General features: G+C 59.8%; 25 protein-coding genes. 15 read left to right on the top strand and 10 right to left on the bottom strand.

Annotated features, from left to right (window positions below; translation table 11 throughout):
• The first annotated feature begins 8 nt into the window (after positions 1-8).
• The 3 genes from PW789_RS07420 to hscB all read left to right on the top strand — a co-directional run bounded on the left by PW789_RS07420 (position 9) and on the right by hscB (position 1,816).
• Positions 9-179 carry a hypothetical protein gene (locus tag PW789_RS07420; protein ID WP_299373722.1) on the top strand — a complete coding sequence of 57 codons (171 nt, stop codon included), beginning with the start codon at positions 9-11 and terminating at the stop codon, positions 177-179.
• On the top strand, positions 173-1,135 hold the full coding sequence (gene miaA, locus PW789_RS07415; protein WP_299373720.1) for a tRNA (adenosine(37)-N6)-dimethylallyltransferase MiaA: 963 nt from the start codon (positions 173-175) through the stop codon (positions 1,133-1,135). Before PW789_RS07420 ends, miaA begins: the two co-directional genes overlap by 7 nt.
• Before the next feature lie 72 nt (positions 1,136-1,207).
• The gene (gene hscB / locus PW789_RS07410) at positions 1,208-1,816 is read left to right on the top strand and encodes a Fe-S protein assembly co-chaperone HscB (protein ID WP_299373718.1); all 609 of its coding nucleotides are present in this window, start codon (positions 1,208-1,210) and stop codon (positions 1,814-1,816) included.
• Positions 1,817-1,862: 46 nt separating this feature from the next.
• On the opposite strand, the gene PW789_RS07405 is transcribed toward hscB, so the two are convergent.
• Both PW789_RS07405 and PW789_RS07400 read right to left on the bottom strand, forming a co-directional pair.
• Positions 1,863-2,345, bottom strand: a complete 483-nt coding sequence (locus tag PW789_RS07405) for a DinB family protein (protein ID WP_299373715.1) — start codon at positions 2,343-2,345, stop codon at positions 1,863-1,865.
• A 58-nt stretch (positions 2,346-2,403) separates the two neighbouring features.
• The gene (locus PW789_RS07400; protein ID WP_299373712.1) at positions 2,404-2,835 is read right to left on the bottom strand and encodes a VOC family protein; all 432 of its coding nucleotides are present in this window, start codon (positions 2,833-2,835) and stop codon (positions 2,404-2,406) included.
• A gap of 66 nt (positions 2,836-2,901) precedes the next feature.
• Here PW789_RS07400 and PW789_RS07395 point away from each other — a divergent pair, with 66 nt between their 5' ends.
• The 4 genes from PW789_RS07395 to iscX all read left to right on the top strand — a co-directional run bounded on the left by PW789_RS07395 (position 2,902) and on the right by iscX (position 6,136).
• Entirely contained in the window at positions 2,902-3,231 is a 330-nt protein-coding gene (locus PW789_RS07395) for a multidrug efflux SMR transporter (RefSeq protein WP_299373707.1), read from the top strand.
• A gap of 135 nt (positions 3,232-3,366) precedes the next feature.
• Complete coding sequence (gene hscA / locus PW789_RS07390; RefSeq protein ID WP_299373704.1) at positions 3,367-5,370, top strand: Fe-S protein assembly chaperone HscA; 2,004 nt, start codon at positions 3,367-3,369, stop codon at positions 5,368-5,370.
• A gap of 14 nt (positions 5,371-5,384) precedes the next feature.
• Positions 5,385-5,813 (top strand): 2Fe-2S iron-sulfur cluster-binding protein, encoded by a 429-nt coding sequence (locus tag PW789_RS07385; protein WP_299373700.1) that lies wholly within the window; start codon positions 5,385-5,387, stop codon positions 5,811-5,813.
• A 107-nt stretch (positions 5,814-5,920) separates the two neighbouring features.
• The gene (iscX, locus tag PW789_RS07380; protein ID WP_299373697.1) at positions 5,921-6,136 is read left to right on the top strand and encodes a Fe-S cluster assembly protein IscX; all 216 of its coding nucleotides are present in this window, start codon (positions 5,921-5,923) and stop codon (positions 6,134-6,136) included.
• A 48-nt stretch (positions 6,137-6,184) separates the two neighbouring features.
• On the opposite strand, the gene PW789_RS07375 is transcribed toward iscX, so the two are convergent.
• Both PW789_RS07375 and PW789_RS07370 read right to left on the bottom strand, forming a co-directional pair.
• Positions 6,185-7,771 (bottom strand): lipid II flippase MurJ, encoded by a 1,587-nt coding sequence (locus PW789_RS07375; RefSeq protein ID WP_299373694.1) that lies wholly within the window; start codon positions 7,769-7,771, stop codon positions 6,185-6,187.
• 397 nt (positions 7,772-8,168) lie between these two features.
• Positions 8,169-8,702 carry a MerR family transcriptional regulator gene (locus tag PW789_RS07370; RefSeq protein WP_299373689.1) on the bottom strand — a complete coding sequence of 178 codons (534 nt, stop codon included), beginning with the start codon at positions 8,700-8,702 and terminating at the stop codon, positions 8,169-8,171.
• Between the two features lie 302 nt (positions 8,703-9,004).
• Here PW789_RS07370 and PW789_RS07365 point away from each other — a divergent pair, with 302 nt between their 5' ends.
• The 5 genes from PW789_RS07365 (at position 9,005) to PW789_RS07345 (ending at position 13,252) form a co-directional block, all read left to right on the top strand.
• Positions 9,005-9,610 (top strand): hypothetical protein, encoded by a 606-nt coding sequence (locus PW789_RS07365; RefSeq protein ID WP_299373686.1) that lies wholly within the window; start codon positions 9,005-9,007, stop codon positions 9,608-9,610.
• A gap of 46 nt (positions 9,611-9,656) precedes the next feature.
• Positions 9,657-10,328, top strand: coding sequence for a hypothetical protein (locus PW789_RS07360; protein ID WP_299373683.1), 672 nt, complete (start codon positions 9,657-9,659; stop codon positions 10,326-10,328).
• A gap of 72 nt (positions 10,329-10,400) precedes the next feature.
• Positions 10,401-10,973, top strand: a complete 573-nt coding sequence (gene pyrR / locus PW789_RS07355) for a bifunctional pyr operon transcriptional regulator/uracil phosphoribosyltransferase PyrR (protein ID WP_299373680.1) — start codon at positions 10,401-10,403, stop codon at positions 10,971-10,973.
• A gap of 6 nt (positions 10,974-10,979) precedes the next feature.
• On the top strand, positions 10,980-11,951 hold the full coding sequence (locus tag PW789_RS07350) for an aspartate carbamoyltransferase catalytic subunit (RefSeq protein WP_299373677.1): 972 nt from the start codon (positions 10,980-10,982) through the stop codon (positions 11,949-11,951).
• Positions 11,948-13,252, top strand: a complete 1,305-nt coding sequence (locus PW789_RS07345; protein WP_299373675.1) for a dihydroorotase — start codon at positions 11,948-11,950, stop codon at positions 13,250-13,252. Before PW789_RS07350 ends, PW789_RS07345 begins: the two co-directional genes overlap by 4 nt.
• A 19-nt stretch (positions 13,253-13,271) precedes the next feature.
• On the opposite strand, the gene PW789_RS07340 is transcribed toward PW789_RS07345, so the two are convergent.
• On the bottom strand, positions 13,272-13,682 hold the full coding sequence (locus PW789_RS07340) for a TOBE domain-containing protein (RefSeq protein ID WP_299373673.1): 411 nt from the start codon (positions 13,680-13,682) through the stop codon (positions 13,272-13,274).
• A gap of 173 nt (positions 13,683-13,855) precedes the next feature.
• On the opposite strand from PW789_RS07340, the gene PW789_RS07335 reads away from it, so the two are divergent.
• A complete protein-coding gene (locus PW789_RS07335) occupies positions 13,856-17,191 on the top strand; it encodes a TonB-dependent receptor (RefSeq protein WP_299373671.1) in 3,336 nt (1,111 codons plus the stop codon).
• Positions 17,192-17,209: 18 nt separating this feature from the next.
• On the opposite strand, the gene PW789_RS07330 is transcribed toward PW789_RS07335, so the two are convergent.
• On the bottom strand, positions 17,210-18,028 hold the full coding sequence (locus PW789_RS07330) for a hypothetical protein (protein ID WP_299373670.1): 819 nt from the start codon (positions 18,026-18,028) through the stop codon (positions 17,210-17,212).
• Between the two features lie 343 nt (positions 18,029-18,371).
• Here PW789_RS07330 and PW789_RS07325 point away from each other — a divergent pair, with 343 nt between their 5' ends.
• Positions 18,372-19,259, top strand: coding sequence for a hypothetical protein (locus PW789_RS07325; protein ID WP_299373668.1), 888 nt, complete (start codon positions 18,372-18,374; stop codon positions 19,257-19,259).
• Positions 19,260-19,337: 78 nt separating this feature from the next.
• Here the strand turns inward: PW789_RS07325 and PW789_RS07320 are convergent, their stop codons facing one another.
• Together PW789_RS07320 and iscU are read right to left on the bottom strand one after the other, a co-directional pair.
• Positions 19,338-19,751 (bottom strand): iron-sulfur cluster assembly accessory protein, encoded by a 414-nt coding sequence (locus PW789_RS07320; RefSeq protein WP_299374380.1) that lies wholly within the window; start codon positions 19,749-19,751, stop codon positions 19,338-19,340.
• Between the two features lie 168 nt (positions 19,752-19,919).
• Positions 19,920-20,339, bottom strand: coding sequence for a Fe-S cluster assembly scaffold IscU (gene iscU / locus PW789_RS07315; RefSeq protein ID WP_299373665.1), 420 nt, complete (start codon positions 20,337-20,339; stop codon positions 19,920-19,922).
• A 131-nt stretch (positions 20,340-20,470) separates the two neighbouring features.
• Here iscU and PW789_RS07310 point away from each other — a divergent pair, with 131 nt between their 5' ends.
• Entirely contained in the window at positions 20,471-21,691 is a 1,221-nt protein-coding gene (locus PW789_RS07310; protein WP_299373662.1) for a phage tail sheath C-terminal domain-containing protein, read from the top strand.
• 2 nt (positions 21,692-21,693) lie between these two features.
• On the opposite strand, the gene PW789_RS07305 is transcribed toward PW789_RS07310, so the two are convergent.
• Both PW789_RS07305 and PW789_RS07300 read right to left on the bottom strand, forming a co-directional pair.
• A complete protein-coding gene (locus tag PW789_RS07305) occupies positions 21,694-22,224 on the bottom strand; it encodes a hypothetical protein (RefSeq protein ID WP_299373659.1) in 531 nt (176 codons plus the stop codon).
• A 485-nt stretch (positions 22,225-22,709) separates the two neighbouring features.
• Positions 22,710-23,924, bottom strand: a complete 1,215-nt coding sequence (locus PW789_RS07300; RefSeq protein ID WP_367182510.1) for an IscS subfamily cysteine desulfurase — start codon at positions 23,922-23,924, stop codon at positions 22,710-22,712.
• Between the last annotated feature and the right edge of the window lie 130 nt (positions 23,925-24,054).

The raw sequence follows: 24,054 nt of genomic DNA, 5'->3' as shown, positions 1-24,054 counted from the left end.
CTCTGCTGATGGCATCGCCTGAACGCCCAGCGAACAATAGCCACGCCACCGAGCTGCAGACAGAGCGAATTCGGCAGATACGCGGCCTGTTTCTTCTAGCAATAGCAGCCATCGTCTTCGCCATCTGGCGTGCCGGTCTCCACCGCGCCTTCACCCCTGGATGGTGGCGGCTGTGGTAACGGCAAATCCATTGCGGCCACTCATCGTCGTCGCCGGCCCCACCGCCAGCGGGAAGACCTCTCTCTCCATTCGCCTGGCACAGGCGTTCTCCGGCGAGATCATCTCCTGCGACTCCGTCGCCGTGTATCGCGGCATGGAGATCGGGTCGGCGAAGCCCACTCCCGAAGAGCGCCGGCTGGCTCCGCACCATCTGATCGACGTGGCCTGGCCCAGCGAACAGGTGACGGCCGGCGACTACAGCCGCATGGCGCGGGAGGCGCTCGACGGCATCTCCGGGCGAGGCCGCCTTCCCATCGTCGCTGGAGGAACCGGCCTCTATCTTCGCGCCCTGATCGACGGCCTGTTTCCGGCACCGAAGGCTCGCCCCGAACTCCGCGAAAGGCTGCGCCGGCACGCCGCAGACAAGGGGCCGGAGCATCTGCACCGGATACTGACGCGCCTGGACAAGACCGCCGCAGCAGCGATTCATGCCAACGATGTGCCGAAGGTGATTCGCGCCATTGAGGTCTCTTTAGCGTCCAGCGAGGAGAACTCCTCTCGCACGCCCATGACGGAACAGTGGCAGAAGGGCCGCGACCGCCTGGAAGGCTATCGCATTCTGCGGCTGGGATTGAATCCTCCGCGAGCACTCCTGTATGAGCGAATCAATGCTCGCGCTGCAGCGATGTTCGACCGCGGCCTCATCGAAGAGACTTCCCTGCTGATCGAACGACACGGGCGCGAGTGCCGCGCGCTAACGACGCTGGGGTATGCCCAGGCCGCAGCTGTGCTCTCGGGGAATCTGACGCGGGAAGAAGCTGTAGCCGTAGCCCAACAGGGGCATCGCAACTACGCCAAGCGACAGATGACCTGGTTCCGTCGTGAACCGGAGATGCACTGGCTCGCTGGCGTGGGAGCAGAGGAGGCCGTCATCCGTGAGGCGACGAAGATGGTCGGTGACTTCCTGCGGAGCTGATTCTCCGCCCTGTCCTGTCGTTCCCTGCCCGGTCGCCTTCGTCCGATGCTCAGGCTTCTACAATAGAGAGCGATGAGCTACTTCGACGTCTTCTCGCTTCCAGCCAAGCTGCATATCGACACTGTCGCCCTTGAGAAGCAGTTCTACGCCCAGAGCCGCAGGCTCCACCCGGACCGCTTTGCCACAAAGCCGGCAGCCGAGCAGGAGGAAGCACTCCGTCAGTCCTCGCTGCTGAACGATGCCTACCGGACGCTGAAGGACCCGATCCTGCGCACCCAATACCTTTTGAAATTGGAAGGGGTGGAGTTGGAAGAGCAGTCCAAGGCTGCGACCGACGCGGCCCGTGCCGGCGGCAGCGAGAAGAAGCAGATCGTCCCCCCGGAGCTGCTGGAAGAGGTCTTCGAGCTGAACATGCAGCTGCAGGAGATGAAGATGGCCAAGCAGATGGGCGAAGACGAGCCCGAGCTGCGCCGCGATCTGATGACCGCCAAGGACGCCTTCGACGCCCGCATGGTGGAGACGCAGGCCGAGCTGGAGTCTCTGTGGACGCGATGGGACGCGGCGCTGGATACGGACAACGCCACCGCAAAGGCCGCGGCACGCGACAACATGGTGGCCCTATTAAATAAACGCAGCTACCTTCGAAATCTGGTGCGCGACGTCAACGAAGCGCTCGAGTAATTGCCCAGCCCGAATCTTGGCGCAGATCGTCCTGAACCGGAGATCTCTAGTCCGCCGCGATGATCTTTTCGATCTGCCGAAGATGATTGATGTCGTGCCCCCCCATTGTCTCGACGATGGTCCATAGCGTCATCGTGCCGCGCTCGGGATGGGTGAGCGGGCGATGGCGGTCGGCGTCGTTGACCGTGGTGAGCAGCTTGACGTTCCAGTTGCGACTCGCCTCGAACATCCGCATCGCGCTGGAGATGTCATAGGCAGCATAGCGCTCGCCCCAGACGGTCTGGTCGAAGGGCTGGATGACAGGATGATCCTCGGAGAGCGTCTGACGCAGTCGGAAGCCGAAGACCAGCTCACAGTCAGCCAGGTGAGCAACAATCTCGCGGATGCTCCACTTTCCAGGAGCCGGGGAACGATCAATATGGGCAGGCGAAAGCGGGTCGATCAGCGAATGCAGCAGCTCGGCGGTCCGGGTAATAACGGGGATAGGATCCTGCCCGCCGAGGTAAACAGCGTACGGGTTCAGTTCCATGCCTCTGACGGTAACACGGCTCTTATCCCGATTCGTCACGGCGGAAGTGCTTTTTTCGCTACGGCTTGGGAGATTCGCCCCAGGGATCGTAACTGCCGACGCTCCAGAGATGCCCTTCGAGGTCGTGGCAGGTAAAGCTGCGTCCGCCGTAGTCCATGTCACGGATATCGATAAGGATGACGGCGCCAGCCTGTTTAGCCGTGGCGTAGACAGCATCGGCATCGGGCACAACGAGGTAGATGCCGCCGGTGGTGCGTTGGCCTATCTCGCTGGGCTGGGCGGTGAGCTTGCCATAGTCGCCCTGGTGGTCGACAGAACCGATCATGATCATGCCGCCCTTATAGGTCAGCTGAGCATGGTGGACGGTCTCTCCCTCGGCGTAGACGGCGTTCTTCTTAAGTCCGAAGGCGAGGCACAGCCAGTCGATAGCGGCGAGAGCATTACGGTAGCGCAGGCTGGGAATGATGGTAGAAGGAGTGTTCGGAGTCATGCGGAAAGAATGCACCTTTTCGGTTCTGCCTGTCTCGCAACCTCGTACAACCGGCAATAATTACCTATGAATTATCTCTGGCTCGCCGGTGCGATTTTGAGCGAGGTCATTGCCACCTCGTCCCTTAAGGCCTCAAATGGCTTTACGCGATTGTTCCCTTCCGTTGCGGTCGTGATTGGCTACGGGACGGCGTTCTACTGCCTGTCGCAGACGCTGAAGACGATTCCTGTGGGGGTGGCTTACGCCATCTGGTCAGGTCTGGGGACGGTGCTCATCGCCGTGGTGGGACTGGTCCTGTACAAGCAAAAACTGGACTCTGCCGCCGTGGCGGGCATGGCCCTGATCATTGCAGGAGTGCTGGTGATGAACCTGCTTTCGAAGACCGCTGCGCACTAAGAGACTGTTGGCGCAACAACTTGGTGCTCCATCGTGGCATCAACCAGGGTGGGACGGGCATCCAATCTCAGGTGACTCTGCGCTGTTCAGGCGATTGTAGGACAATAAAAGGATTGCGATTAAAGGACTGATTTGATGGCGGAAGAGCGCGTAGTTGGGATCGACCTGGGAACGACGAACTCCCTGGTCGCGTACATGCAGGGCGAAATACCGACAGTCATCCCAGGCGAGGACGGCGACCGCCTGGTGCCGTCGGTCGTCGCCTGGACCGACAATGGCGTAGCCGTGGGAAATGCCGCGCGGAATACCCTGCTGACGGATGCCGCAAGCGCGGTGTACTCGGCGAAGCGCCTGATGGGCCGCGATATCGACGATGTGCAGGATGAGTTGAAGCTGTTTCCCTTCAAGCTGGCGGACGGCCTGAAGTCTGGCGAAGTGCTGAAGGTCAGCGTGGGTGGACTGCTGCTGACACCGCCGGAGATCTCAGCCTATGTGCTGATGCAGCTCAAGAAGAACGCCGAGCGGTTCTTTCAGGCTCCCGTAACCAAGGCTGTGATCACGGTTCCGGCCTACTTCAACGATGCGCAGAGGCAGGCGACGAAGGACGCGGGCCGGATCGCAGGACTTGAAGTGCTGCGCCTGGTGAACGAGCCGACGGCGGCCGCACTGGCCTACGGCCTCGACAAGAACAAGGACGGCGTGATCGCCGTGTATGACTTCGGCGGTGGAACGTTCGATATCTCGATCCTGAAGCTGCACGAGGGCATCTTCGAGGTCATCGCGACAGGTGGCGATACACACCTGGGCGGCGACGACATCGACAATCTGCTGATTGCGATTGCGCTGGACGATATCGCCGGAGACCTGGGTGAGGATGTGCGCAGCGACGGCGAGGCCGTGCAGGCGATCCGCAAGGCGGTGATCGAAGCCAAGATTGCGCTCTCCGACAATGAGGTCGCACGGCTGGACGTGACGCTGCCGAGCGGCAAGCGCTATACGCGCGAGATTGCACGGGAGCAGTTCGAAGCCCTGATTGCCGGCGTGATTGCCCGCACCGCGGTTCCCTGCAAACAGGCTCTGAAGGACGCAGGAATTGAGATCTCGGCGATCGACGAGGTGGTGCTGGTCGGCGGCTCGACGAGGATTCCGGCGGTGCGCAAGCTGGTCGACGAGGTCTTCGGCCTGTCTGCACGCGGCAAAAAGCCGCACACGGAGCTGAATCCCGACGAAGTTGTCGCCCTTGGCGCAGCAGTGCAGGCGCAGATTCTCTCCGGCAGCGCACAGGCTGGAAGCAAGATCGAAGACCTGCTGCTGCTGGACGTCACGCCGCTTTCTCTCGGGATCGAGGCTCTTGGCGGTGTCGTCGCGAAGATCATTCAGCGCAATTCGACGATCCCGGCCAGTGCGACCGAGCACTTCACGACCGGTGTGGATGGCCAGACGAACGTGGCTATTCACGTCGTCCAGGGGGAACGCGAGCTGGCGAAGGACTGCCGCTCGCTGGCGCGCTTCGACCTGAAGGGCATTCCGCCGATGATGGCCGGCCTGCCGCGTATCGAGGTGAAGTTCCTGATCGACGCCAACGGCATTCTGCATGTGAGCGCACGCGAGCAGCGCAGCGGACAGGAGGCCGAGGTCGAGGTCAAGCCAACCTATGGGCTGACGGACGAGCAGGTCGAGGACATGATTCTGTCGTCGTTCGACAACGCTGAGGAAGACATCCGCCAGCGCCAGTTGATCGAGGCGAAGAATGAGGCTGAGACGATCCTCGCCGCCGTCGATAAGGGCGGCAAGCACGAGGCATGGCAGAAGCTCTCTTCAGATGAAATTGCAACCATCAAGCAGGAAGAAGATGAGCTGAAAGCCTCGTTGCAGGGCGACGATCACAAGATCATCCGTGCGGCGATCGAGCGGCTGGATAAGGCAACGCGTCGTTTCGCGGAGTTGATGATGGATTCGGCTGTGACCGGCGCGCTGGGCGGTAAGACGATGGAGGCCGCGGGTGAGAGCATAGGAGAGGGGCCGACGGCTCCGCATCCGTTTGCCAAGGCGCAGGTGCTGACAGCAGAAAAAGAGGCCGAGGCGATTGAGAACTCGGTCAATGACCAGGCTACGGCCGGCGAGTCGAGCGAAGATTAAGGAAGATCAGGATTATGAGCGAAGTGAAGAAGGACCAAGTCGTCGATCTGTCAAAGCCTGCGGGCGAAAACATGGTGCGGGTGACATTTTTACCAGAAGGCCGCACGGTGGAGTTTGAATTCGATTCCATGCCCTACGACGGGCACGGCCTGCCCATGTCGTTTCTGGATGTCGCAGAAAATTACGAGATCTTCCTCGACCACGCCTGCGGCGGAGTATGCGCCTGCACGACCTGCCACCTCCATGTGCGTGAGGGAGCGAAGGGGATCTCGGAGCCTGAAGATAATGAGCTGGACCGCATGGAGACGGCGGCTGGCGTCGAGCTGAACTCGCGCCTGGGCTGTCAGGCGGTCATCGAGAAGCCGGGCACCTACGTCGTGGAGATTCCCAAGTGGAACCGCAACTACGTGCAGGAAGGCAAACCCTCAGCAGCGGTCAAGTAACACCCTGCGTTTGAGTTGGATCAGAACGAGGCGACTCGATTCGAGTTCCTCGCGTCTGCCAGCACGACGCTTCATCTTCAAGTTTCATTCAAGATTGGGAGGCAACGATGCCGCGTGAGATCAACTGGACGGACTCGCTTGAAATCGGGATTCAGCTGCAGGAGAAGTATCCGGATCTCGATCCGTACACCGTGCGATTCACCGATCTGCACCGCTACGTCACCGAGCTTCCGGGCTTTGTCGGCGACCCGGCAAAGTCGAACGAGGGTATCCTCGAAGCGATTCAGACCGCCTGGCACGAAGAGTACGAAGACGCGAAGTAACCCTGCAGTGGCAGCCGGTCAAGGCTGCCACTGCACCAATGCCCAGGCTTAGAAACGCGATTGCAGCTGGCGGATGAAGCTTGAACGGGTTAGCAGCAGGATCGCCACGGCAAGGACACACCAGGCCAGGCTTGCAGCGGCGATGATGAGAAAGTCTGCGGTGTGCGTATGCGGATGGGGCACGTAGCGAACCACGGCGGCGGCCCCTGCCCACGAGACCAGCGCCGCCGCAAGGGCCTTGGCAACCTCTCCAATTTCGAGCCCAGCGAATGAAACCAGCCGCTTGCGTTGAATCAGGACTGCGAGCGTCAGGGTCTGGAGGACGATGCCGATGTCGGAGGCGATCGCCAGGCCGGTGAGTCCGCTGGCGTGGAACAGCACGCGGTAGACGGGGATCGAGATCAGGGTGACGATCCATCCCGTGATCGCCGGTGTCACGGTGTCGCCGGCGGCGTAGAAGCCCCTGGCATAGAGACCCTGCACCGCCCAGAACGAGATCGACACCGCGAAGACCGTGAAGTAGAGGGTCATGGCCTGCGTATCGGCAGCCGTAAAGACGCCGCCGCGGAAGAGATCGACCAGTGGCGTCGCCAGCGCAATCATCCACGCCCCCATCAACAGTGAGGCCGCCAGTACGCGGGACACGGCACGGTTGACGGCAGTGCCGAACTCACGATGCCTGCCCTGGCTGAAGAGCGCGGAGAAAAACGGCAGAGAAGCAGCTCCCGCAGCCTGGCCAAGGATGCCCATCGGCGCGGTGAAGAGATTTTTGGCGTTCTTCAGCAGCGTGATGCCTCCGGTGCTGGAGGAGGCGAAGTGAGTGAGTATCCACGAATCGGCGGTTACGAGAGAGACGCCGACCATCAGCGGGAAGGTCAGACGCAGCCACTCAAGAAAAGCCGGATGGCGCAGGTTGAGAATGGGGTGATAGCGAAATCCGCTCTGCAGTGCCCCGAAGAGATTCATCGTCGTCGGACCAAGGATGACACCGGCAAGGACACCGATCGCCAGCGAGTAGATGCCGAACTGGCGATGCAGGAAGACCGCTCCCAGGATGATGCCGGTGTTGTAGATGAGCGGATTGATGGCCTGGTAGAGGAAGATCTTGCGAACGACCAGGCGGGAGCCGATCACTCCCCCCACAAAGAAGAAGAGCTGTGCAGGCAGCAACAGACGAGTCAATGTGGTGCAGAGCGCGGCCTCGCGAGGTCCAAACCCACTAAAGAAGAATGAAGTGTAGTAGGGTGCCACGACCTCAGCAACCAGAATGCTCAGGATAAGGACCACGATCATGGCATTGAGCACGATCGACAGAGAGCGGTCGGCTCCCTCATCATCCCCCTGCGCCCGGTACCGGTTGAGGATCGTGACGAGAGAGATCGACGCCACGCCGCCAACGAGGAAGTAGGAGATCATTTCGGGCAGCTGAAAGGCCGCGTTATAAGCATCGGTCTCCGGACCGGCGCCAAAGATGTAGTTGATGTATTTGGTGCGCACCAGCCCAAGAACGCCAGAAAGCAGCGACGAGGTCATCAGCAGGATCGCGGCAGAGGATGCGCTTTGCGAGGCGGAAGGCCGCAGGCGGGCGAACGGGTTGCGTCCACGCTTCGGATTGGGAACTTCGTCTACAGTCACGTCGGTTTTCTTATTGTATCGACGTGACCACGACGCGAAGCTGGTAACGCGGGTTCCGGTCAGGACAACGGGATGTCGCCCCTGTCTTTTACCACCGCGCGATCAGCGGGTCCGGTCTTTGAAGGCATCATGCTCTGGTTTTGGCTGGCGAGTCCGAGACGAGCTGGCCAGCGAGGCGATGGTCATGCTCTGATACTGCCGCTCTCCGCAGCGGATGCAGCGAACCGGATATCGCAGCAGAAGAAAATACGCCAAGTCAGCGCCGCGCAGACGCGAACGGCGAAATTCGTGGCCAATGCAGAAGTAGCATTGGATCGAAGAACCCTTTTTAGGGTCTACGGGGGCGTTCGGCTCGGAGGACGTACTGGGCCTGGAAGAGGTCATGGATGTAGGCAGACTAACTATTCAAAGGATCAGGATTGGAAGGTGGGCCAAATAAGGGATCAATTAAAGAACGCCTTGAGGCGGAACGTGGTGCCGTCGTGGGACGGGCGGAGCGAATGCTCTGCACGGTGCGCAACGGCGGTGTAGAGAGGTGAGCCAGGAGATCACGAAGGTCTTTCTGAAGACGTCGTAAGTCCCGGTTTCCAGCAGGACTAGCGCCTGCTTCAATCTCCAGGGAAAGCTGTGGACTCTTCTGGCGCTGTTCCGACTTGATGACCTGACGGGCACCGGGAATGGTATATCCCTCGTCGTAGAGCAGCGACTTGATGTGAAGAACCGTTTCGACATCGCGCCGGCGATAGAGACGCTGACCAGTCCCTCCCTTATGCGGCTTGAGCTGGGAGAACTCACTCTCCCAGAAACGCAGCACATAAGCTGGAATATCGCATAGTCGTGAGACCTCGCCGATGCGAAAGTAGAGCTTATCCGGAATCTCTGAGGATCCGGCTGGAGGGATGTTCCGTCGAATTGGCTGATGCTGCGCCATTTCAGCTCCAGAGGAGTACGGCTACTCCTGCGCAAAGTATAAAGCACTTACCAAGAGGAACGCCCGCTGCTCTATAGCAGTTTGACGAGTTTTTTGGGGCAATGTTGCAGAATTCTGCACGTCAAGACAACCTCTTTCTTTCATCTTCCGTGCAAGTCTGTGATGAAATGGCTGTCACAACGACAGGAGACGACACGCCGCAGCCGACGGACCGCCCTCCCCTTCCTCTGTACAGGAAGGGGGAATGGGGGGAACCGAACGCTCCAGAGATGCGTAACGTCTGAGGGAGGAAGACCGCTTTTATGGAGACGTCACGGATCGCAGCTGCGGGGCTCATCGTCGGCATGCTGGTGTTTTCAGGCTGCAGGATTGAGCAGAAGAAAAATGGCGACAACGAGAACGTCAGTGTGGCGACGCCGTTCGGTGGCGTGAAGGTAAAGACAAACGACGCCACCGGCATCGAGGGCATTGGCCTTCCAATATATCCAGGAGCAGAGCTGGTCAAAAAGAAGGACAAGGATAGCGGCTCCGCCGACGTCAATCTAAGCTTTGGAAAGTTTCAGCTGCGGGTGAAGGCCGCCAGCTACCGGACGCCGGACGGCACTGAAAAAATTCAGGCTTACTACCGTGATGCGTTGAGGAAGTACGGCACGGTGATCGCCTGCAATCACGATCAGCCGGTAGGTTCCCCGGTGCGGACGGACGATGGGCTGACCTGCTCGGAGAATGACAAACATTCCCAGGTGGTGACCTCCGCGGGAACAAAGATTGAGCTGAAGGCCGGGTCGAAGCAACATCAGCACATTGTGGCGATTGAACCGGAAGGCGATGGCACCAAGTTCGGCCTGGTGGCGCTCGATCTGCCGATCGGCTTCTCCGGCAACAGCGACTCGGATGCCCGGCAATAAGACGCCGCGGCTTGCCCAGCGCTGTGCCGTGGGATAGGTTGGAGCTATGCACGAGTATTGCCATCGGTGTGGAGGAGAGCTTGCCGCCAGTGAAGGAGTGGCTCCCTTCTGCCAGCACTGCGGCGCACCTCAACTGTCGCTGCCGGACTACAGCATTAACCCATCGGACGAGGAAGACGGCGGAGAGTCGACCGGTGTGCTTCCACCACCAAACCCAAAGCAGGTCGAGTGGAAGACGGCGATCCTGTGCGCTGGCGCCGTGGCCGTTATCGCCGCAGTGTTGACGCTGCTGGCGGCACAGTTTCCCAAGCTGACCTTTCTTTGCTGGCTGTGGACGATCTCCGGAGCCGCGATCGCCCTGGGCTTTTACCAGAAGCGCCGGCCACAGGCTTGGATCGACGCGATGGTTGGAGTCCGCATCGGCATGGTGGCGGGCTTTGCGCTGATCGCTTCGATTGCCGCAGCAATGGCGCTATCCGGCCTGATCGCCCGGTTCGGGCTGCACGCGATGGGATCGTTCGACGTGGAACTGCGCTCGCAGATTGAAAAGGCTGCCGCGATGAATCCTCAGCCCGTCGAGGCGATGCGTTACGTTCGCCTGCCGGAGTTTCGCGCCGGGATCATGCTGGGCGGCTTCGCCATGATGTCGGGGTTCGTCATGATCTTCTCGACCATCGGGGGCGCCATGAGCGGCATGCTGCGGATGCGGCGCTCCTGAACCTTGTGCGAAGAGCGCACGACCTGCGCGATCAACGCCTGCCGGTGCTGATATCATCGAGCGGGATCGTTTATGAGCCAGGACACGGTAAAGAAGCCAGAAATTCGTGAAAAAGGCCGGTTGATGTCGGCCTCGGAGATTGAACGAACACTGGTGCGCCTCGCGCACGAGATCGTGGAGAAGAACAACGGCGGCGAGAACCTCGGCCTGATCGGGATCAAACGGCGCGGTGTCCCTCTCGCCAAACGCATCGGCGAGCTGATCGCGAACATCGAGAAGCACCCGGTCGATACCGGTGTGCTCGATATCAGCTTCTATCGCGATGACCTTTCAACCGACGGACCGCGCCCCACGGTCACTCCGGCTGAGGTCGGTTTCGACGTGACGGGCCGCGATATCGTGTTGATGGACGACGTTCTCTACACGGGACGCACCATCCGCGCCGCGCTCGATGCCCTCTTCGACCACGGCAGGCCCAAGTCGGTACAGCTGCTGGTTCTGATCGATCGTGGACATCGCGAGCTTCCTATCGAAGCTACCTTTGTGGGCCGTTCGATTCCCACGTCGAGCCGCGAGATCATCGAGGTCAAGCTGAACGAGGTCGACGACCAGGAGCAGGTGCTGCTGGTGGAGCGAGTGGACTAGGCACTGATGACTCTGCGCGCAAGGTACGCTGCCGGTTCCCTTCTCAGCATCCGTGATCTCTCTGTAGAAGACGTCTCCAATATTCTTTCCCTGACCGCCCGACTATCCACCATGTCGGCAACAGAACGCGCCGCGATCCTCACAGGCCGCCGCGTTGCCCTGCTGTTCTACGAATCGAGCACGCGAACCCGCACCTCGTTCGAACTGGCAGCGAAGTCGCTTGGCGCGACGACGACACTGGTCAGCGATAAATCGTCGTCGATCGAAAAGGGCGAGAGCCTGAAGGACACCGGCCTGACGCTGCGCGCTCTGGGCGCGGAGGCGATCATCCTGCGCCACTCGAACTCTGGCGCGCCGTTTGTGCTGGCACGCGAAACCGGATTGCCGGTGCTGAATGCAGGCGACGGCATGCACGAGCATCCTTCACAGGCGCTGCTGGACCTGCGCACGATGCTGACACGGCTGAAGGGCACCGATGGCGCAAAGCATGTGGATGCCTCCACGCTGAAGGGCGTGACCGTCGTGATCACGGGCGATATTCTGCATAGCCGCGTGGCAAGATCGAACGCGATGCTGCTGCCCCGGCTTGGCGCCCGCGTAATTTTGTGTGGACCGGAGAAGCTGCTGCCCGAAGAGGCTCTGGGGCTGAACGCCGGAATCGAGATCGAGCGAAACTTTGACAAAGCGCTCCAGCAGGCACAGGTCGCCATGATGCTGCGCATCCAGAGAGAGCGGCTTGCGGGGTTAGAGCTCGACCTGAACGACTACATCGCCAGCTACCAGCTGAACAGCGAGCGGCTGAAAACCTCCGCGCCGCAGGCACTGGTGCTGCATCCGGGGCCGATGATCCGCGGTCTGGAGATCGAGGGCGAAGTTGCGGACAGTCCGCAGTCGGCGATTGAAGAACAGGTAGCCCACGGGCTGGCCGTGAGGTCGGCGCTGCTGGTACGCGCGCTGGGCAAGAGTGTGACGGTATGAGTGACCTTCTGATTTTGAATGGCCGCCTGATTGATCCCGCAAACGGGATCGACGGCGAGCGGGATCTACTGGTTCGCGACGGAAGAGTAGCCGCCGTTGAGGCTCCGGGTGCGCTGAAGAACATTGCTGCCGCAGAGACGATCGATGCGACGGGCCAGGTTGTTGCGCCGGGATTGATCGATGTCCACGTGCACCTGCGCGAGCCGGGGCAGACCTACAAGGAGACGATCGCAACGGGCACGGCAGCTGCCGCTGCAGGTGGGTTTACCTCCGTGATCGCCATGCCAAACACGGTTCCGGTGAACGACACGGTCGCCAAGCTGGAATGGATGCTGGATGCCGCGCGCAGGTCGGCAGTGAAGCTGTTCGCCATGCCGGCGGCGACGCTGGGCAGCATGGGCGTCACCCTGACGGACTTTGAGGCGCTGCGGGCGGCGGGAGCCGTAGGCTTTACCGACGACGGCAAGCCGGTGCTCGAAGACCATGTGATGCGCGCAGCTCTCGTGGCAGCAGCGCGAGCCGAGGTCCCGATCTCACAGCATGCGGAAGATACGCGGCTGACCGGCGGTTGCAGCATGAACGCCGGGCAGGTAGCGTTTCGGCTGGGCCTGCGCGGTATGACGGTCGAAGCCGAGGCTCGAATCGTCGAGCGGGATATCCGTCTGCTGCGCGAGATCGAAGCGACCGAAGGTCTTCGCCCGCATCTGCACGTACAGCATGTCTCGACCGCGCGCGCGATGGAAGCGATTCGCGCCGCGAAACGTGAGGGCCTGCATGTCACCTGCGAGGTCGCGCCGCATCACTTCACACTGACGGACGAGGCGATCGGCGACTACGACACGCACGCCAAGATGAACCCTCCGCTGCGCGTTGAGGCAGATCGCGCGGCCATGGTCGCTTCTCTGCTGGACGGAACGGCCGACTGCATTGCGACCGACCATGCGCCGCACGCGGCCCATGAGAAGGAGCAGGAGTTCGAACGCGCTCCCAATGGAATTACGGGGCTGGAGACATCGCTGGGCCTAGCTCTTCGTGTGCTCCACCGCGAGCAGGGACTCTCCCTGTCGAGAATCATCGCGCTGATGAGTGCAGCTCCGGCGGCCATCGCAGGACTTGCAGGCAGAGGCTCGCTCAGCATGGGGCATTTCGCGGATGTAGTGCTCTTCGATGCCGGATCAGAATGGCGCTACGACGCAGCAAAGACACTCTCCAGGTCGCGCAACACTCCGTTCGACGGAGCCGAGATGCTGGGCAAAGTCCGAGCGACGATCTGCGAAGGCCGCGTAGTCTATCGCGGCTGACATATCTGCGTAAAACGAGCTACGGGATACGGGTGATCATGACCTCGGTCGCCTTCATCAGGGCGGCTGCCTGCTGGCCTTTGCGAAGCTTCATCTCGCGTGCGGCATCGGCCGTAATGATGGACGTGATGCGCTGCTCGCCGATGGAGAGCACAACTTTGGCCAGCAGGCCATCGATCTTGACCTCAAGAATCGTTCCCACCAACTGATTGCGACCACTGACCTTGCGGAAGCGTTCCCGTGTCTCTTTCCGTGATGGCGCCGCCTTCAAATATGGCGCCAGGGCGCTCCGTGGGATGAGGTGATGACCGCCGGGGGTCTTAGCGCTCTCAAGCTTTCCGCTGAGAAGCCATTGCTTAATCGTGGGATAGCTGAGGCCAAGCTCTGCGGCAGCTTCACGCGGTTTCAGGAGAGTATCGGACGAGGCCATGTGGCACCTCCCTTTCCACTCGAGAGTACAGCATGTGTCGTGCAACAGGAACAGAGGGGAGACCCTCGTCAATATCGACTATTTATATCTATTTAGATTCGTGTATTTTCGTCGACATGATCACAAATCCATCTTGCAGATGCCTCGTGCTGGGCGTCCTTTTGCTTTTGTCCGTGTCCGCCACAGTCCGCGAGGCACAGGGTCAGAGCGGAAGCGGTGACCTTGCCGGCACAGTGACGGACGCAACCGGCGCTTCATTGCATGAAGCAAGGATTACGCTGAAGCCCGGAGCAGCCGAAGGCGTGGTGATTCATACGGAGACAACTCCCTCGGGAGACTATGCCGTCACGTCGTTGCGGCCCGGGGTGTACACCGTGCAGGTGCAGGCAACGGGCTTTGAGACAGTGGAGCGTGCCGGAGTGACGATCATGACCGGCAAGCGGCAGCGCGTGGATATAACGATGCAGCCAGGCTCTGCAGCACAGGTAGTCAATGTAACGGCAGACGCATCCCTGCTGACGACAGAGTCGGGCGCACTCACAACCGTGATTGGGCGCGGGCAGGTAACAGCTCTGCCATTGAATGGCCGCAACATGATCTCGCTGACGACACTTGCGCCAGGAGTCTCGCTGCCGCCGGGGACGCTGCTGCCAAGGATCAACGGTGGACGACCGCGCACCAATGAATATCTGTATGACGGCGTCTCGGCACTCCAGCCCGAGCCGGGCCAGGTGGCATTCTTTCCCATCATCGATGACATCGACGAATTTGCGATTATGTCGAACGGGGTCTCGGCGGAGTTCGGCCGCTTCAACGGCGGAGTGGTGAATGTGACGACCAAGGCAGGAACCAGCCAGCTGCATGGCGAGGTCTATGAGTTTTTGCGGAACGAAGCGATGAATGCGCGGAACTACTTTACGCCGACCACCTCAGCGAAGCCGATCTTTCGGCGTAATCAATATGGCGGGGCTTTGGGCGGGCCAGTGCTCCCGAAGCGACTGTTCTTTTTCGCCGACTACCAGGGAACAAACCAGGCGGTGGGCGTGGTACGCACCAGCACAGTGCCAACGCTGGCACAGCGCGGCTTTCCGGACGCGAATGGGAGTCCAACGACAGGCTTCAGCTTTGGCACCACGGCAATCTATGATCCTGCGACGACAGCGCAGACGGGATCGACCTTCACGCGACAGCAGTTTACGAACAACACGATTCCGCTGAACCGGGTAGACACGGCAGCTCTGACGCTGTTGAAGAGATATCCCCTGCCGACCAGCTCCGCGGCTGCCAATAACTATGTCCGCGTAGGCAACGACGTAGATCACCAGAACCAGTTCGACATACGGCTGGACGGGCAGATCACGGAGAACGACCACGCGTTTGCACGGTACACCTACTTTCACGATGTCGAACAACCGGTAACACCTCTTCCGGACGGAAGCGGCGCAATTACAGGAACCATTCTTTCGACGGGCAATGTGATCGGTCTGTCGCGGACTCTGGGGCAGCAGTATGTCGCAAACGAGACGCACAGCTTCAATCCGCGCACGGTGAACGAGGTGCGCTTTGGGTATACGCGCCGTGCTCTGGGACGCCTGGGAGCTCAGCTGAACAACACGGCTTCTGCGGCTCTCGGCATTCCCGGGATTCCAACGAATGCAGCGTTCAACAATGCATTGCCGGTGTTTGCAATCTCGGGCATCACGCAGCTGGGGCCGTCGGCGAGTACGTTCTCAAACTTTTCGACGAATGTAACGCAGGTCTTCGACATGGTGACACGGGTGCAGGGACGCCACGCGCTCAAGGCAGGCATGGATCTGCGCTGGGAGCATCTGGACGCTGTCCAGCCGCCGAATCCCACCGGCAACTTCACCTTTACGACGCTGTTTACCAACCAGAGCGGCATCACAAACTCAGGGAATCCGCTGGCGAGTTTCTTGCTGGGGCAGGTCAATACTTTCTCCATCGATCTGCAGAACAGCACGATCCGGCCAAGAGCGAAGATCGCGGAACTCTTTGTCCAGGACGACTGGAAGGCAACGCCTCGTCTGACTCTGAATGTCGGGCTGCGCTGGACGCTGAACTTTCCCTCGACCGAAGCCAGCAACCAGGGCGCCGTCTTCAATCTTGCGACACAGCAGTATCAGTACCTGGGCAAAGACGGGTTTTCGCGTTCGGCGCGCGAGTTGCACTATGACAACTTCGGCCCGAGGCTTGGATTCGCCTTCCTGGCGACGCCGAAGACGGTGATCCGTTCGAGCTACGGCCTGGTGTTTATCGAGATGACAGGCATCACGACTCCGTTTACGACACCGCAGTTTCCTTTCCTGCAAACGGTGCAGCAATCAACGCTGGACAGCATCAACCCGGCGTTTGTGCTGTCCAAGGGGCCATCGGTGACTCCCATTCCGCTTACGGCAGACGCGGGGCTGGGGCAGGGTGTCTTTACAGTCGATCGCAAGCTGGGTTCGGGGTACGTGCAGCAGTGGAACCTTGCCGTGCAGCGGGAACTGACGCACGATCTTACCCTGGAGGTCGCCTATACCGGATCGGTCATTACACGCGTTGGCATTCCGGATACCAATCTGAATCAATTAACGACCCGGCAACTGGCCCAGGGAGCGTCGCTGACGGCGACGGTGGCTAATCCGTACTACCAGCAAATCCCCACATCCTCGTCGATCGGAGGAAGGACGATCTCGGTGGCCCAGTTGATGAAACCGTATCCACGTTTTCTGACGGTCGCCTCCTTCCGAAAAAATACGGGACGTACAAATTACAACGCCGGAATGTTGAAGCTGGAGAAGCGGACGAGCTTTGGACTGACGGCCCTGCTGAGCTATACGCACTCGAAGCTGATGGACGATGCATCATCGGTCTTCGATTCGTCGGTGTTGACCGGCCCCGTGGCGAACTTTCCCGTTGCGGACAGCTTCAATCCGACACTGGAGCGAGACGCTTCCCTGGGAGACATGCCGAACATTACGGTCGGGTCTGTGGTGTACGCGATCCCGATGGGCAAAGGGCACCGCATCGCGCACGCGGGCGTGCTGCGATATCTTCTGGGCGGATGGAATACGAATGCGATCCTGACGCTGCAGAGCGGCATGCCGTTTGCAATCACGCAGCAGACGAACTTCAACGCGTTTGCAGGATTCGGTACGCAGCGGCCAATGATCAGCGGCAAGGCAAACTTATCGGCAGATCAGCGCACCGTGGCACGGTTTATCAACACCAGCGCGTTTTCCATTACGCCACAATTCCGGCTGGGGAATGCATCACGCGACCCCGCTCGTGGACCGGCTTATCGTGACCTCGACCTTGGCCTGGTAAAGAACACGCCGATCGGCGAAAGACTTAATCTTGAGCTAAGAGGAGAGCTGTTCAACGCGACGAACACGCCTGCCTTTGCACAGCCGAATGCGACGGTAGGCGCCACCAACTTTGGCTCGATTACGGCAACAGCATCCGACCCGCGCGTGGCACAGGTGGCAGCAAGGCTCCATTTTTAATGGGTGCTTCGAGCGCCTCTACTGCTTATTCTTCTTCAGCTTTGAGAGCTTGTTATTGATATCGGGCCAGAACTCCTTGAAGGCGTAGTTGGCCGAGTCGATGATGACAGCTGTCAGCCACTTCTGTCCGACCTTGGTCCAGGTCCTGTACTCGGAGGGGTAGTAGAGCGTGGCGATACCCTGGGCGGAGCCGGCACCGATGATCTCAGAAGCATTGAAGCCGTTGCGGCCAGAGTCGTTGCGTGTAACCAGGACGCGGGTTGCGGCGTAGAAGGCGCGCCGCTTGAAGCTGCCGTGACCGAGCGTGTAAAAGCGGTTGTCCTGGTGAAAGAGGACGGGCCAGAGACCGGCGACCATGAAGTTGGCATCCGCTGTGTCGAGCAGCGTGTGGTAATAGTACTGGCCGTAGCCTCCGACTCCATGACCGAACTCGGGATAAGAGCTCGACGCCATGCTGATGCCTGACTGGATGCCCGCGATGATGAACGAGGAGTAGTCGAAGCTGTTCTTCGCGGCAATGACGAACTTTTCTTTAACCGTCTGCGGCGGCAGTTTCGTGTCGGCAGAGACTGCGCTGAAGTTCGGCATAATGCCCATGATGCGCTTGGTCTGCTGTGGAGGAGCACTCTGTGGAGGAGCCTTCGCGGATGCGGTTGGCGATTCACCCTGCGGAGGCGGCTGAGACACCTGCCCCGAAGAAGAGGACGGGGAGGAAGTAGATTGCTGAGCCAGCAGAGCGCTCGGGGCATCCGGGAGATCACGAAGCGACGTCACCGCCAGGGACGAGACCGGGTCGTCCTGCTCTGCAAACGAGGTGCCACAGGAGGACAGAGCCATGCAAAGCAGGAGGGTGGACGAGGCGGCCACTCCCCAAGGACGCCATAGGTTGAAGAGCATAGTCACAATAGTCCCATATGACGCAGCTTATTCAGTCAGGACGGGTACGGGAAACAAAATAAATTATTTGCGGGCATTTGACTCCGACAACCGAGTAACTTTCCAGCCTCCATCGAGGCCAGCCGCATTCCCTTGGCCCGGTTATGGGCAGTAAGAAAGCAAGGGGACGCATCTAACAAATCGAAGTATATGCAGACACTTCCTCACCCACGTAAGGTGGTGTCTGTCCGAATGACAACACACCATTCGAGACTTTTTGAACGGAATGAGGTCCGAGCACATCATGAATCACTCCCCATTTTGGAAGCCTGCAGCCGTCCTGGGACTGGCGTTGGCTCTCTTAGCCGGTTGCACCTCCAAACAGGACAAGGCCATTGAGCAAGCCAAGAGACAAGCCGCGATAACCGGTCAGACCCAGCAGGTCATCTCGGTCGACAAGAGCGGCAATACCGTCACGACGACGATTCAGCCGCCCGCACCGGGCCAGTCCGGCCAGGAGGTTACGACGACGGTGACACCGGCGTCGAGCGTTGCAGCGAATACACCGGCGGTCGCTGGTCAGCCAGCTTCGTCAGAGGCACGGGTCATGGCCAACGGTCAGCCAGAAACGGCGGCGGCAGCACCCACTCCCGGCAATCCGGTGATCGTTCCCGCCGACGTGAAGATTCCGGCCGGAACGACGCTGGCGATTCGCATCAACCAGCACATCAGCGTAAAGACAAGCACCGCGGGCGACCGCTTTGACGGCGAGATCGTCGATCCCGTCATGAGCGATAACGGCCAGGTGATCGTTCCCAAGGGAACCCCGGTAGGTGGTGTCGTTGCCGCATCGCACCGGCGCGGGCACTTCAAGGGCGCGTCCATCCTGCAGCTGCGGCTGACCTCGATGACGCTGAACGGCACACGCTATCCGTTGGATACCAGCAGTCTGACGCGCACCAAGAAGGGTAAAGGCAAGCGCTCCGCTGCATTTATTGGAGGTGGTAGCGGTCTGGGCATGCTCATCGGTGGTGTCGCAACCGGAGGAGCCGGGCTGCTGATCGGCGGACTGGCGGGAGCTGGTGCAGGTACGGCCGCAGCAGGCCTGACCGGCAACCGCGATATCGACATCCCCTCGGAGACGATCATCCACTTCAAGCTGGCGGATACCCTGCGGGTGCAGCCGTCATAGCGTCATCAGAGAACGCGAAAAGCCCCGGTATATACCGGGGCTTTTCTATGTCTTGTGGTGTTCCTAAGAAGAAAAGTTCTACGCCGAGAAGCTGGAGCCGCAACCACAGCTCTTCGTGGAGTTGGGATTGATGAAGTTGAAGCCCTGCCGCATGAGGGTCTCCTCGAAGTCGAGCACCATGCCAGCCAGATAAAGGAAGCTCTTGGGGTCAACGAAAACCTGAACCGGCTTGCCGCCACTGGGATCGCCGGGCGTCTCAACGCCTGTGCCAAAAACAAAGACCCGGTCACGCTCACGCGGCTGCGAGTCGAAGCGAATGGAGTAGCTCAAGCCGGAGCAGCCGCCGCCCATGACTCCCAGGCGCAGGCCGCCCTGCTCGGGCGAAACGCCCTCCTTGGCCATGGCCACACGGATGCGCTTCAGGGCATTCTTCGTAATCTCGACGGCCGCTTTGGCTCGGGGCGCGTGACCCTCCGCGTTAAGTAGCGTCATCCCGGCAAGCGGGTCTTTGGACTCCGCCGAAGCGCCAAGCGGCGGGGCAGAAGTTCCGGGTTGAAGGAGGGTGGATGCCATCGTTACCTCAAACTCTTTGGTAGCAGACTAAAACAGCAAGGACCGACGGAGCATTGCTGCCGTCGGTCCAACTGAGGTTTCCGGAGATTAGTGAGCGACAGCAGCAGCTGTCTCGGTCTCGGCAACGTTGTTCTTCTTCTTCCAGTCGCCGATCGCCGCGCGGATGGCGTCTTCCGCCAGCACCGAGCAGTGGATCTTGACCGGAGGAAGAGCGAGCTCCTTCACGATGTCGGTGTTCGAGATCGCCAGAGCCTCGGCGACCGTCTTACCCTTCACCCACTCGGTTGCGAGCGAGCTGGAGGCGATAGCCGAACCGCAGCCGAAGGTCTTGAACTTCGCGTCTTCGATGACCTGGGTCTCGGGGTTCACCTTAATCTGGAGGCGCATGACGTCGCCGCACTCGGGCGCGCCAACCAGGCCAGTGCCAACCTCGGTTGCGCCCTTGTCGAGCGTGCCTACGTTCCGGGGGTTGTTGTAGTGGTCTACGACCTTGTCGCTATATGCCATGGTAGGTTCCTCGTCTTGTTAGATGATAACTCCTATTGTTTGGCTTCACCATAGAACCGGGCAAAATTCATCGTTGTGCGAAAACCACAGCAAAACGTGCATAACTCCAATGGCAGGAGTAATATGCTGGCGTGCCGCCGCCTGACAATCCGGATGCTTCTCCGAAGTTTATTGCGCCCGGTGTGTATATCGAGGAGATCCCGTCGCGAACCCGGCCAATCACCGGTGTCGCCACCAGCATTACCGCCTTCGTCGGTCTGGCTTCCGATGGCCCGGTCAACCAGGTATCAGAGCCTTTCGCCTCGTACACCGACTTCAAAGCTTCATACGGCGATGCCTCGTTAATTACGCTTGCCGATCAGACGCAGGTGAGGAACTACCTGGCGCTTGCCGTACAGGCGTTCTTCGAGAACGGCGGTACAAAGCTTTACATCAGCCGGGTCACGGCAGCGGATGGCACTAACTCCGCGCAGCCGGTTGCGGACGACTACGGCCGCGCGCTGAAGCTGCTCGAACCCATTACGGAGATCGCAATAGTAGCCGCCCCGGGGGCGACGGTAGCGAATGCCAGCGGTATCGCCTCCGTAACGCCGGTACATGCCGCGTTGATCGCCCATGCGGAGCGGCAGAGCGCATACCGGTTTGCGGTGCTCGATCCTCCGCAGGGCTGTTCGGTAGCCGATGTGCAGTCACTGCGAGCACAGTACGACACCAGGAGTGCCGCGCTCTACTACCCGTGGGTGAATGTGCCCGATCCATCTCCCGCAGCAGGAGCAGGGGCGCAGATCAGCCTGCCGCCCTCCGGTTTTCTCTGCGGCATCTACGCTCAAAACGATAATGCGCGCGGTGTCTTCAAGGCTCCGGCCAATATTGCCATCAAGGGCGCGATTGGCTTTGAGACAACGATCAACGACCAGATCAATGACGTGCTCAATCCTCTCGGCATCAACTGCCTGCGCAGCTTCCCCGGCAGGGGAAACCTGGTGTGGGGAGCGCGAACGCTCTCCTCTGATCCAGAGTGGAAGTATGTGAATGTCAGCCGGTATCTCCTGTACCTGGAGCAGTCGATCGATGAAGGAACGCAGTGGGCGGTCTTCGAGCCGAACGCCCAGAACCTATGGACTGCGGTACAGAGCAGCGTCTCCAGTTTTCTCTACAACGAGTGGCGTAGTGGTGCGCTACTGGGAACTAAACCGGAGCAGGCGTACCTCGTGAAGTGTGATCGCACGACGATGACGCAGAACGATATCGACAACGGCCAGCTGATCTGCCTGGTGGGAGTCGCTGTGATTCAGCCTGCGGAGTTTGTGATCTTTCAGATCAGCCAGCTGACGAAGCTCCCGGGCAGTTAGGACTAGCTTGAGCTGCGGGATTCTCCCCAGTGCTCCGACTGAATGGGCTGCAGGTTGTGCAAATCGACCAACGCCGAGTTCGGCGGCGTGACTGGTGCGATCAGCTGACGTAAGCGCGTGGCAGTCTGTGCGGGCAGGATGAGCATGTAGATCATCGATCCATTCCTGACGTGCCTGTCCACGACCATCGAAAGTATCGCCACAAACAGCAGAAGAAATGCAGACCAGGCCCAGTATGGCTGCGTCACCAGCGATTTGGTGGACGCCATTTCGGCTTCGGTCCACTGGAAGTTACGAAAACCGCTGTTGAATCGCATCTCGGCCTTAATCGAGATAGCGATGCCCAGCGCAAACGGCAGCAGGAACGCAGCGATGCGAAGACGATCCGCCCAGAGCATTGCCCCAAATCCGCATCCCACCGGCAACAGCTTTGGTATAGGGACGAAGCTCAGGAACCATGTGGAGCCTGCGAGACCAGCTCCGGCGATTGCCAGAATTGCCAGCGACCTCGGACTGAAGTCTCGCTTCATCATCGCGACTGAAGTATACGTCGGTTCTGTGCCGATTTAGGAAGGTGGCGCATTCATGCTGTCTCATCACACGAGCGAGATGGATCCCGCAAAGACCCCTTCTTCAAAACTCACCGGAACGCAATCCCTGCCGAGCGAAAGACCTGTCAAGCCTCATGAAATCGTAACCAACTCATTCCAAAGCAAATAAATACCAAAAAATCTGCCGATTCGCTCCCCTCGTTTAGCTAACATTTAAACCAGAAGAGAAGCCGCATGCCCAAAACCCAAAACAGCCAGCCGGTAAATCTTTTAGAAACAAGATTTTAGCTGTAAGTCATTTCAATGCAAGACTTTGACAAATTGAAACAAATTAAGCCTCATCGAATGAATACTTTACGAAAAAAGTATGGGGGGGGGTACCCTTGGGTCGGAAGACTCTTTCGAGCGTTAAACAGACGAGGGGCGCAGACCAGGCTGCGCCCCTTCTAGTGTGTTGATCGCCGTAATTAGTGTGCAGCCCACTCGATCTTCGAGAGGTCGATGCCTTCCTTGACCATCTCGTAGAGCGGCGAGAGTTCGCGGAGCTTCTGAACGACGTCGATGATCTTGTCGGAGACGTAATCGACCTCGGCCTTGTTGTTGAAGCGTCCGAGACCGAAGCGGATGGAGCTGTGCGCAACATCGTCGCCGAGGCCGAGCGCCTTGAGCACATAGCTGGGCTCGAGCGTAGCCGAGGTGCAGGCCGAACCGGAGGAGACAGCAATGTCATTGATGCCCATCAGCAGGCTCTCGCCTTCCACGTAGACGAAGCTCATGTTCAGGTTGCCCGGCAGATGGTGATCCATGTTGCCGTTGACGTGAACATAGTCGAGAGCCTTCTCGAACTTGGCCTTGAGATAGTCGCGGAGCTCCTGCTCGCGCTTGCCCTCGGCCTCCATCTCGTTCAGAGCGATCTCGCAGGCTGCTCCAAGCCCCACGATGCCGGGGACGTTCAGCGTGCCGGAACGCATGCCGCGCTCGTGACCGCCGCCGTTGATCTGCTCGGAGATCTGGACGCGCGGGCTGCGGCGACGGACATAGAGAGCACCGACACCCTTGGGGCCGTAGATCTTGTGGCCGGAGAGCGAGAGAACGTCGATGTTGTCCTTCTGCACGTCGACGGGAATCTTACCAACTGCCTGCACACCATCGGTGTGGAAGATGATGCCCTTCTCGTGGCAGAGGGCGCCGATCTCCTTGACCGGCTGGATAACACCGATCTCATTATTGGCATACATGATCGAAACCAGGATGGTCTGGTCATCGATGGCGCGCTTGAGATCTTCGATGTCGATAAGACCGTCGGCCTGCACCGGCAGGTAAGTGACGCGGTAGCCCTGCTTCTCAAGCTTCTTACAGGTGTCGAGGACGGCCTTGTGCTCGGTAACCTGGGTGATGATGTGGTTGCCGCGCTCGCGGTACATCTCGGCGATGCCCTTGATGGCGAGGTTGTTGGACTCGGTCGCGCCGGAGGTGAAGATGATCTCCTTGGCAGTGGCGCCGATAAGCTTTGCAACCTGTTCGCGGGCCTTATCGACAGCCTTTTCCGCCTCCCAGCCGAAGCTGTGGTTACGGCTGGCGGCGTTGCCGAAGATGCCGGTCAGATAGGGCATCATGGCTTCAAGTACGCGTGGATCCAGCGGCGTGGTCGCGTGGTTGTCCATGTAGATGGGAAGATGCACACCCTCTGGGAGCGGCGTTGCCGACTCCGCGATGATTACTCCAGTTCCATTGCTGCTCATAAGGTCGTTCTCCAGAAACGTGTTGTCTCAAATCTTCATAGCGGCCACAGGGCGGGCCGATTGATGGCTG

Source organism: Edaphobacter sp. (genome assembly GCF_028283685.1).
Classification (GTDB): domain Bacteria; phylum Acidobacteriota; class Terriglobia; order Terriglobales; family Acidobacteriaceae; genus Edaphobacter.
Note: the sequence above shows the minus strand (reverse complement) of the source record. Positions and strands in the feature narration are given on the sequence as shown.

Excerpts from the sequence above, each read along its gene's own strand:
- PW789_RS07420 (WP_299373722.1), top strand. The coding sequence starts at position 9 with ATGGCATCGCCTGAACGCCCAGCGAACAATAGCCACGCCACCGAGCTG.
- hscB (WP_299373718.1), top strand. The coding sequence starts at position 1,208 with ATGAGCTACTTCGACGTCTTCTCGCTTCCAGCCAAGCTGCATATCGAC.
- PW789_RS07405 (WP_299373715.1), bottom strand. The coding sequence starts at position 2,345 with ATGGAACTGAACCCGTACGCTGTTTACCTCGGCGGGCAGGATCCTATC.
- PW789_RS07400 (WP_299373712.1), bottom strand. The coding sequence starts at position 2,835 with ATGACTCCGAACACTCCTTCTACCATCATTCCCAGCCTGCGCTACCGT.
- PW789_RS07395 (WP_299373707.1), top strand. The coding sequence starts at position 2,902 with ATGAATTATCTCTGGCTCGCCGGTGCGATTTTGAGCGAGGTCATTGCC.
- hscA (WP_299373704.1), top strand. The coding sequence starts at position 3,367 with ATGGCGGAAGAGCGCGTAGTTGGGATCGACCTGGGAACGACGAACTCC.
- PW789_RS07385 (WP_299373700.1), top strand. The coding sequence starts at position 5,385 with ATGAGCGAAGTGAAGAAGGACCAAGTCGTCGATCTGTCAAAGCCTGCG.
- iscX (WP_299373697.1), top strand. The coding sequence starts at position 5,921 with ATGCCGCGTGAGATCAACTGGACGGACTCGCTTGAAATCGGGATTCAG.
- PW789_RS07370 (WP_299373689.1), bottom strand. The coding sequence starts at position 8,702 with ATGGCGCAGCATCAGCCAATTCGACGGAACATCCCTCCAGCCGGATCC.
- PW789_RS07365 (WP_299373686.1), top strand. The coding sequence starts at position 9,005 with ATGGAGACGTCACGGATCGCAGCTGCGGGGCTCATCGTCGGCATGCTG.
- PW789_RS07360 (WP_299373683.1), top strand. The coding sequence starts at position 9,657 with ATGCACGAGTATTGCCATCGGTGTGGAGGAGAGCTTGCCGCCAGTGAA.
- pyrR (WP_299373680.1), top strand. The coding sequence starts at position 10,401 with ATGAGCCAGGACACGGTAAAGAAGCCAGAAATTCGTGAAAAAGGCCGG.
- PW789_RS07350 (WP_299373677.1), top strand. The coding sequence starts at position 10,980 with ATGACTCTGCGCGCAAGGTACGCTGCCGGTTCCCTTCTCAGCATCCGT.
- PW789_RS07345 (WP_299373675.1), top strand. The coding sequence starts at position 11,948 with ATGAGTGACCTTCTGATTTTGAATGGCCGCCTGATTGATCCCGCAAAC.
- PW789_RS07340 (WP_299373673.1), bottom strand. The coding sequence starts at position 13,682 with ATGGCCTCGTCCGATACTCTCCTGAAACCGCGTGAAGCTGCCGCAGAG.
- PW789_RS07330 (WP_299373670.1), bottom strand. The coding sequence starts at position 18,028 with ATGGCTCTGTCCTCCTGTGGCACCTCGTTTGCAGAGCAGGACGACCCG.
- PW789_RS07325 (WP_299373668.1), top strand. The coding sequence starts at position 18,372 with ATGAATCACTCCCCATTTTGGAAGCCTGCAGCCGTCCTGGGACTGGCG.
- PW789_RS07320 (WP_299374380.1), bottom strand. The coding sequence starts at position 19,751 with ATGACGCTACTTAACGCGGAGGGTCACGCGCCCCGAGCCAAAGCGGCC.
- iscU (WP_299373665.1), bottom strand. The coding sequence starts at position 20,339 with ATGGCATATAGCGACAAGGTCGTAGACCACTACAACAACCCCCGGAAC.
- PW789_RS07305 (WP_299373659.1), bottom strand. The coding sequence starts at position 22,224 with ATGATGAAGCGAGACTTCAGTCCGAGGTCGCTGGCAATTCTGGCAATC.